Genomic DNA, 8,289 nt, shown 5'->3' with positions numbered 1-8,289 from the left:
ATTCGAGAACATCCGAGTGAGGCAACGACATTATTCTCTGGGAACACTCTTGGGTGAGGCAATACGAATGATAGTGCGATTGTCGGCGCGCGGGCGCTTTATATCGGCACGGCGGGCGATGTGGCGATTGCGCCGCGGCGGGATATAGATCCGGTGATTTTCAGGAACGTGCCGGCCGGGACGATCCTGCCGGTTCATGCCGCTATCGTGGCGCTTACCGGCACCACCGCATCCAACATCATCGCCCTCTTCTAAAGAGGCACGCATAACGTCCAGCCGATCAGAAGGCAGGAGAGCATGACAGGCAGACCTACCAAGTTCACACCTTCCCTTGCAGACATCATCTGTGAGCGCATTGCTGATGGCGAAAGCCTCCGATCGATCTGCAGGGATGAGGCAATGCCGGCGAAGTCGACCGTGCTTGCATGGCTGGCTGATGACGAGAAGTCCGCATTTCGGACCAAGTACGCGCAGGCGCGGGAGATCCAGGCTGACGGCTTCGTCGACGAGATGGTCGAGATTGCCGACGACGGCAGCAACGACTGGATGGAAAAGCAGTTCGGGGAAGAAACGCGCTGGGTCGAGAACGGGGAAGCGCTACGGCGTTCGCAGATTCGCATCTCTACCCGGCAGTGGATTGCTGAAAAGCTGAAGCCGAAGAAGTACGGCGCCAAGGTCGAGCTCGAGCACGGCGTGACGAGTGGCGTGGCTGAGTTGCTGGAAGCGATTAATGGCAAGACCCGCGGACTTCCAAACGGCGGTTGACCAGTTCTCGGACTGGCGCTGGCGGCTCAACAACCTGTACTGGATCACTGATAAGGGCGGCCGTCGCGTCAAGTTCGAAATGAACTGGGCGCAGATGACGTTCTTCGAGCAGATGCACTATCTGAACGTCCTGCTCAAAGCACGCCAGCTCGGGCTGACGACGTTCATCCAGATTTTCATGCTGGACGCCTGTGTGTTCAACAAGGATATCCGCGCCGGCACCATTGCTCATACGCTCGGCGATGCCCAGACCATCTTTCGCGACAAGGTGAAATACCCCTACGACAATCTTCCGGAGGGAATTCGGGACGCAGTGCCGATCCAGCGGGACAATCAGACTGAACTACTGCTCGCCAATAATTCGAGCATTCGTGTTGGGACGTCCCTCCGATCGGGAACGCTGCAGTACCTCCATATCTCCGAATATGGGAAGCTGTGTGCGAAGTATCCGGAGAAGGCGAGGGAGGTTCGAACCGGCGCCCTCAATACCGTGCAGGCCGGACAGCTGGTGTTCATCGAAAGCACTGCCGAGGGGCAGGAAGGGCATTTCTACAACCTCTGCGAAGACGCCCAGGTGAAGCAGCGGCAGGCATCAGCGCTGACACCATTGGATTTCAAGTTCCATTTCTTCCCGTGGTGGAAAGAGCCGCAATATTCGATTGATCCGGCCGGTGTCATCATCACCGACGCTTTCGCCAAGTATTTCAGCGGTCTCGCAGATCAGGGGATCGAACTCACGGATGGGCAGAAAGCCTGGTACGTGAAGAAGGCTGAGACGCAGCTCGGCGACATGAAGCGGGAATATCCGTCGTCGCCGGCGGAAGCGTTCGAAGCCAGCGTCGAGGGTGCTTACTATGCCGACCAGATGGCGGTTGCCGACGCTGAGGAGCGTATAGGCATCTTCCCGCATGTGGCCGGCTATCCGGTTCACACCATCTCCGATATCGGAATGGACGATACCAACAGCGTCTGGCTGTTCCAGGTGCTCCCGAGCCGAGTGAGGATGATCGGCTACTTCGAACATACCGGCACGGGCATGGATGGCATGCTCGACGAGCTGGAGCGGCGCGCGAACGAGCACGGCTATGTCTATGGCGTCCACAACATGCCGCACGATATCCGCGTCAGAGAGTGGACCAGAGGCGGCATGACCCGCATCGAGATCATGCTGCAGGAGGTCAAGGCGCGAAACCTTGGCACCGTCAGAAAGGTTGAGCGGGCTTATGTGCATGACCGCATCAGCGGCACGCGCCGCATTCTGGCGAAGGTCGAGTTCGACCAGGCCGGATGCGCCGACGGCATCAAGTGCCTGAGGAACTACCGGAAAGAATGGGACGAGGATCTTGGCGTGTTCCGTGACGAGCCTTTGCACAATTGGGCATCCCACGGCGCCGACGCTTTCGGTGGCTTGGCAATCATCTTCACCGGCTTGGCGGCCGAACCATTGAAGCCGGAACCGAAGCCGCTGCCGACGTTCCAGACCATGACGTTCAACGACTTCGTCAACTCCACACCGACCTATAGCGAGCACGTTTGATGGATGACGAAGCCACAACATTGCCGGCCGGCGACCAGTACGACCTAGCTAAGGTCGGCGCGCACTGGCAGCAGGAGATCGAGCGGGCGCAGCGCTATTTCAAGGCGTGGGTCGATCGCTGCACGAAGATTGAAAAGATCTATCTCCAGCAGCAGGCGGATCAGACGAGCGCGGCCAAGCGCCGCTTCCCCATGCTGTGGGCGAACACCTCGGTTCTCCAGCCGGCCGTCTATGCACGCGTGCCGCAGCCCGTCGTCGAGCGTCGGTTCAAGGACTCGCAGCCGGTCGCACGCATGGCGTCCGAACTGGTCGAGCGCAATCTTGCGTTCACTGCCGATGATGCCGATCTGGATTCCGTCATGCGGGCCGTCAGGGATGACTTCCTGCTCTGCGCCCGCGGAACTGTCTGGCTTCGGTATGAGGCGGACTTCGAACCGATCGATATGGGCGTTGAGCCCTCGGATACCGGCGACGGAGTGCCGGGCGAGGAGGGGCTGTCTCCCCTCGAGCAGATCACCGATGAACGCGTCTGCGTCGACTATGTCCACTGGTCGGACTTCCTGCATTCGCCGGCGCGCCGCTGGAAGGACGTGACCTGGGTGGCGCGGCGCGTGCCGATGACAGATGAGGAGTTCGACAAGCGCTTCCCGAATGGGCGGGCAAGCCTGGCTGCGAATGGCGCCGGCTCCAACCATGGCACAAACCAGACCGAGCGCGCCCAGAACGAGGGGAAGACTTACGTCTGGGAAATCTGGTGCAAGACGGAAGATTACACTGTCTGGATCGCTGAAGGGGCGCCGGTCGCTCTGGAGGTATCCGAACCGCCGCTGAAGCTGACACGCTTCTTTCCGTGCCCGCGGCCGGCCTTCGGAACGCTGTCGACGGGATCGCTCATCCCAGTTCCGGATTATGTGTACTATCAGCAGCAGTGCGACGAGATCGACACGCTCACCAAGCGCATCAACAAGCTGACGGACCAACTCAGGCTGAAGGTGTTCTATCCCTCGGGGGACGGCTCGGTATCGCCGGCAATCGAGAAGGCCATGCGCCCGGAGAACGACACCGTCATGGTGCCGATCCCGGAGTGGGCCGCGTTCACGGATAAGGGCGGTTCCAATGCCATCGTGACGCTGCCAATCGATCAAGTGCAGAAGGTGATTGTGGCCTGCATCGAGGTCCGCAAGCAGCTCGTCGAGGATGTCTATCAGATCACCGGCATCAGTGACATCGTCCGCGGCGACACTCAGGCGTCGGAGACGGCGACGGCCCAGCGCATCAAAAGCCAATGGGGTTCCATCCGCATCCGCGACCGCCAGGCTGAACTGGCGCGCTTTGCCCGTGACATCGTCAACATCGCCGGCGAGATCATCTGTGACCAGTTCCAGCCCGAGACGCTGATGCTGGTCAGCGGCATTCAGCTTCCGACCGCGGCACAGAAGCAGCAGGTCCAGATGCAGATGCAACAGCAGCAGATGATGGCGCAGCAAGCAGCAGCGCGCGCGCAGCAGATGGGCCAGCCCGCACCGCCGCCGCAACCGCCTCAGTTGCCGCCTGAGATCCAGCAGATGATGCAGCAGCCGACGATTGACGAAGTGGTGCAGTTGCTTCGGAACGACAGCGTCCGCGGCTTCAGGATCGATATCGAAACGGATTCGACCATCGAGCCCGACGAGGACGCCGAAAAGCAGCGCCGCATGGAATTCGTGCAGATGATCGGCGGCTTCATGCAGCAGGCCGGCGCAATTGCCCAGCAGACGCCGATGCTGGTGCCGGTGATGGTGGAGACGCTGCTCTTTGCGGCACGCGGCTTCAGGGCAGGGCGCCAGCTGGAAAACACACTTGAACAGGTAGGGGCGCAACTATCGCAGGCCGCGACCGCTCCCAAGCCGCCGCCGGAACCCACGCCTGAACAAATGCTTGATTTCAAAACGGCCGAGGTGAAGGCCGGCGCCGAGGAGCGGAAGGCTCAGCTCGGTGTCGCACAGGCTGAGATCGAACATCGCGCCACTGTCGAGAAGGCGAGGGGCGATATCGCCGCCCAGGCGATGCAGCAGTTCCAAGCGGCTCAACAGCCGGTGCAATCGCAGTCCCCAGCCTATCAGTAAACGAGGAGAACCATGAGAAAGCGCTTATGCCGTGCCTGCTCAGGCTGGCACGATATCGACGCATGGCCGCATAACTGCATGCCAGCGCAGAACCTGGCACAGTCAGATTTGCCATCTCCGCATTTCGTCAGCGACACGATCGACATCCAGTCGATGCACGACGGCCGGCACTACACTTCGAAAGCCAAGCTGCGCTCGGCCTATCGGGCGGCCGGTGTGGTCGAGATCGGCAATGAAAAGCCGCAGCCCATCGAGAAGCCGAAGACCGATCGGGCTGCCATCCGCAACGAACTACGGCGCGTTTACGCCGGACACAAAGCCTAGACGGGCATCAACCCCCGAAAAAGGAACTTCCCAACATGGATATCGAAGACCTGAACGAGGCCGGCAACGGCAGCGAAGACAACGGCTTGTCAATTGAAAAGCCATTGAGCATCCGTGACAGCCTTAAAGCTGCGCTCGACAGCACTGAAACGGGAACGACCTCCGGCAGTGACCGGCAGCGTGACGAGCATGGCCGTTTTGCTCCGAAGGACGCGGACAAGACCCCCCAGGCACAGCAGCAGCCCGCAGCGGCAGCAAAGGCTGGGCAGACGCAGGCGGCGGCAAACCCTGCTCCTGCCGCCCAGCAGACGTCGCAGGATCAGCCCCAGGCATCAGAGCAGCAGCCAGCCGCCAATGCCCATCGTGTCCCGCCGGGATGGTCCGCAGAGGCAAAGGCCCAGTTCGCTACTCTGCCGCCAGAAGTGCAGGCCGCCGTCGCCAAGCGCGAGCAGGAAGTCGACAACGGCTTCCGGGTCCTCCAGGATTATAAGGGCCTTGAGGAATTCACACCCCTTGTCCGCCAGGCCGGCACCACTCACGCAGACGTCATGCGCCGCGCGATCGAATGGGAGCGGTCCCTACAGCAGGACCCCGTCAACACCGTCCTTCACGTCGCCAACATGGCTGGCGTCAATCTTCGCGCCCTCGTCGCTGGTCAGCAGGATCAAGTCCTGCAGCGCCGGCCGCAGCAGGCCCAGCAGCAGCCTTCGCCTCAGCCCGTCAACGTCGAGGCCACGGTTGAACAGGTACTTCGGAAACGAGACACTCAAACTCAGGTCAATGCTTTCATTTCCGATCCAGCAAATGTGCATGCCGAAGCAGTTCTTGACGACATGGTCGCCCTTATCAGCGCGGGGCGCGCATCGTCGCTAAAGGATGCCTACGACGCGGCGTGCTGGATGCGTCCTGATATTCGCCAGCAGCTGATCAGCCAGGCTGCGCCAACGAACACAGTTCAGGACCAGACTTCCCAGAGGGCAGCAGCGGCAGATCAGGCCCGCCGCGCCTCGCGATCCATCTCCGGCTCTTCCGCCCCCGGTCCAACCCAGGGCGCTGGCACCGGTCAACCCACATCCATCCGGGACTCGCTTCGCACCGCATTGCACGCTGCGCGCGGTCAGGTTTGATCAAAGGAAAATGACCAATGGTTTCTCCAAACCTCTCTGAAATCGTGACGACTACCCTGCGGAACCGCAGCGGAGTCGTTGCCGACGACGTGACGAAGAACAACGGTCTTCTCACCCGTCTGAACAGCCGCGGCCGCAAGAAGCCCGTCTCCGGCGGCCGCACCATCGTTCAGGAACTGCAATATGCCGAAAATAGCAGCTTCAAGCGCTACAGCGGCTACGAGATCCTGAACGTTCAGCCCTCCGACGTCATCACCGCTGCCGAATACGACTACAAGCAGGCAGCGGTTGCCGTCTCCATGTCCGGCCTCGAGCAGTTGCAGAACTCCGGCGAAGATGCCGTTCTCGATCTGCTCGAGCAGCGCATCGACAACGCGGAAACGACGTTGAAGAACAATATCGCGCTCGACTGCTATTCCGATGGCACGGCGGACGGCGGCAAACAGATCGGCGGCCTGCAGCTGCTCGTCTCGACGTCGCCGACTTCCGGCACCGTCGGCGGCATCTCGCGCGCGACCTGGGGTTTCTGGCGTAACCAGAAGTTCTCGGCTTCGGCGGATGGCGGCGCTGCCGCGTCGACCGCCAACATCCAGTCCTACATGAACCGGCTCTACATGAGCTGCGTGCGCGGCGCCGATGCACCCGATCTGATCATCGGCGACAACAACTACTTCCGCCTCTACTGGGAATCGCTGCAGGCGATCCAGCGCATCACCTCGGCCGATAAGGGCATGGCCGGCTTCCAGACCCTGCAGTACATGGGCGCCGACGTCATCTTCGACGGTGGCTTCGGCGGCGGCGCGCCGGCGAACCAGATGTTCTTCCTCAACACCAAATACCTGTTCTACCGCCCGCACCGCGACCGCGACATGGCCCCGATCGGCGACGAGCGCATGAACACCAATCAGGATGCCTTCGTGCAGCTGATGGGCTTCGCCGGCAACCTCACCATGAACAACGCCTTCCTGCAGGGCGTGCTGTTCGCCTGATCGAACGAAAGGAAGAACTCCCATGACTATCGCAACTTCCCAGACCGATCGTCTTGGCGCGAACCCGTTCGTCGTCGAAGGCCCGATCATCGCGGGCTCGGGTGTTCCGGGCCCTAACTTTGCCCTTGGGTCCGTCTCCGGCGGAACGAAGGAATCCGAGTGGGTTTACGTCAAGCTTGTCCTGGCGTCGTCCACCACGCTCCAGCCCGGTCAGTGGTTCCAGTGGGACCGGGATTACACCGCAACGCTTCTGACCACGGCTGCGGCTGTTGTCGGCAATCGCTGCGGCGTCTTCGCCGGTGCAAACCAGGCGCCAACCCAGTCCGGTGGTCCGGCACAGTCGATCAGCCTTGTGGCCGGAACCTATTACATCTGGCTACAGCGCAACGGGCAGGCCCCGGCTCTCGTGACCACGGCAACGGCGGCTCTCGTCGTTGCTGAAACCACGGCGACGGCCGGTCTTGCGAATGCTCCGGCATCCGCAACCGTTTCGTCGAAGGCGATCCAGGGCGTCAACTTCGCAGCCGCCAACCAGACCTTCACGGCGACGACCGTCAACGGTTCCGCTGTGCTGTCGTCGCTCGGCAGCGTCAACTTCGAAGGTGGTCCATTCATCGGGGCTGCCATCTCGGGCACGGGTATTCCTGGTGGCACGACCATCGCCGGCATCACCTATAGCCCCTCTGGCGTCGTCCAGAGCATCACCATGTCCGCCAACGCCACGGCCAACGGCACGGCCATCACAGTGACGGCGACGGGCGTGCTCGAGGCGACCCTGATGCGGCCGTACCTGTCCAAGGTGAACTAACCTGCAATCCACGGCGGGGGCTTCGGCCCCCGTTTCTTTCCCCCGCCATCAACAGCGAGACAATCACCATGACCGACAGCAAGGGCGTCTACGCCTCCTTCAGCATCGAGCCCGTTGAACAGCCGTTCCTCACCGAGCAGGAAGGGCGACCGATTTTCAAAGACACAGAATTCGTCACCATCTTCATCGCCGGCGATAAGCACACGGAGGTTCATCGCGTTGCGACCGAGCACGACAAGGAGCGGTTTTCGGACGCCTACAAGCGCTTCAAGGACGGCGCCGCCGCGCGCGAGCAATTGATCGGTACGCCGCTTTCGCAGTGGCCTTATCTGAAGCCCAGCCAGATCAAAGAACTGGAGGCGATCAATGTCTACAGCGTCGAACAGCTGGCCGCTCTTTCCGACACCGCCAAGCAGAAGATCGGTATGGGCGCGCACGAGCTCGTGGCGGCCGCCCAGGCGTTCCTCACCACTGCCAAGGACGCCAGCGCCGCGTCCGCTTTCGCTGCTGAGAACGAACGTCTCAAGGATGACGTCACGCGCTTGCAGCAGCAAATCGATGAAATGGGCAAGCGTTTCGAAGCCCTTTCGAAAGAACAGGCCGGCTCCGGCCGTCGTAGCGCTGCCTAACCGGA

The 8,289-nt window shown here is 61.4% G+C and carries 8 protein-coding genes and 1 pseudogene; all 9 read left to right on the top strand.

Annotated features, from left to right (window positions below):
• Positions 1–66: 66 nt before the first annotated feature.
• Positions 67–255, top strand: a pseudogene (locus tag ATY29_RS38595) (spike base protein, RCAP_Rcc01079 family); the annotation flags it as partial.
• Positions 256–297: 42 nt separating this feature from the next.
• Positions 298–765 (top strand): terminase small subunit-like protein, encoded by a 468-nt coding sequence (locus ATY29_RS31555; protein WP_097533820.1) that lies wholly within the window; start codon positions 298–300, stop codon positions 763–765.
• Positions 731–2,302, top strand: coding sequence for a terminase large subunit (locus tag ATY29_RS31550; protein WP_097533819.1), 1,572 nt, complete (start codon positions 731–733; stop codon positions 2,300–2,302). The genes ATY29_RS31555 and ATY29_RS31550 overlap by 35 nt, the downstream gene beginning before the upstream one ends.
• Positions 2,302–4,407 (top strand): hypothetical protein, encoded by a 2,106-nt coding sequence (locus ATY29_RS31545; RefSeq protein WP_097533818.1) that lies wholly within the window; start codon positions 2,302–2,304, stop codon positions 4,405–4,407. The genes ATY29_RS31550 and ATY29_RS31545 overlap by 1 nt, the downstream gene beginning before the upstream one ends.
• Positions 4,408–4,419: 12 nt before the next feature.
• On the top strand, positions 4,420–4,731 hold the full coding sequence (locus tag ATY29_RS31540; RefSeq protein WP_097533816.1) for a hypothetical protein: 312 nt from the start codon (positions 4,420–4,422) through the stop codon (positions 4,729–4,731).
• A 35-nt stretch (positions 4,732–4,766) separates the two neighbouring features.
• Positions 4,767–5,858, top strand: a complete 1,092-nt coding sequence (locus ATY29_RS31535) for a hypothetical protein (RefSeq protein WP_097533813.1) — start codon at positions 4,767–4,769, stop codon at positions 5,856–5,858.
• A gap of 17 nt (positions 5,859–5,875) precedes the next feature.
• Positions 5,876–6,847 carry a phage major capsid protein gene (locus ATY29_RS31530; protein WP_064825109.1) on the top strand — a complete coding sequence of 324 codons (972 nt, stop codon included), beginning with the start codon at positions 5,876–5,878 and terminating at the stop codon, positions 6,845–6,847.
• Positions 6,848–6,869: 22 nt separating this feature from the next.
• Positions 6,870–7,655, top strand: coding sequence for a hypothetical protein (locus tag ATY29_RS31525; RefSeq protein ID WP_097533812.1), 786 nt, complete (start codon positions 6,870–6,872; stop codon positions 7,653–7,655).
• Between the two features lie 68 nt (positions 7,656–7,723).
• The gene (locus ATY29_RS31520; RefSeq protein WP_097533811.1) at positions 7,724–8,284 is read left to right on the top strand and encodes a hypothetical protein; all 561 of its coding nucleotides are present in this window, start codon (positions 7,724–7,726) and stop codon (positions 8,282–8,284) included.
• Positions 8,285–8,289: the final 5 nt, after the last annotated feature.

The sequence above is a fragment of the Rhizobium hidalgonense genome (genome assembly GCF_002914525.1).
Taxonomy (GTDB): Bacteria; Pseudomonadota; Alphaproteobacteria; order Rhizobiales; family Rhizobiaceae; genus Rhizobium; species Rhizobium hidalgonense.
The sequence above is the reverse complement of the archived record's forward strand: the minus strand, read 5'-3'. Positions and strand labels throughout refer to the sequence as shown.

Coding starts and splice junctions, on each gene's coding strand:
- ATY29_RS31540 (WP_097533816.1), top strand. CDS start 4,420: ATGAGAAAGCGCTTATGCCGTGCCTGCTCAGGCTGGCACGATATCGAC.
- ATY29_RS31530 (WP_064825109.1), top strand. CDS start 5,876: ATGGTTTCTCCAAACCTCTCTGAAATCGTGACGACTACCCTGCGGAAC.
- ATY29_RS31520 (WP_097533811.1), top strand. CDS start 7,724: ATGACCGACAGCAAGGGCGTCTACGCCTCCTTCAGCATCGAGCCCGTT.
- ATY29_RS31525 (WP_097533812.1), top strand. CDS start 6,870: ATGACTATCGCAACTTCCCAGACCGATCGTCTTGGCGCGAACCCGTTC.
- ATY29_RS31555 (WP_097533820.1), top strand. CDS start 298: ATGACAGGCAGACCTACCAAGTTCACACCTTCCCTTGCAGACATCATC.
- ATY29_RS31550 (WP_097533819.1), top strand. CDS start 731: ATGGCAAGACCCGCGGACTTCCAAACGGCGGTTGACCAGTTCTCGGAC.
- ATY29_RS31545 (WP_097533818.1), top strand. CDS start 2,302: ATGGATGACGAAGCCACAACATTGCCGGCCGGCGACCAGTACGACCTA.
- ATY29_RS31535 (WP_097533813.1), top strand. CDS start 4,767: ATGGATATCGAAGACCTGAACGAGGCCGGCAACGGCAGCGAAGACAAC.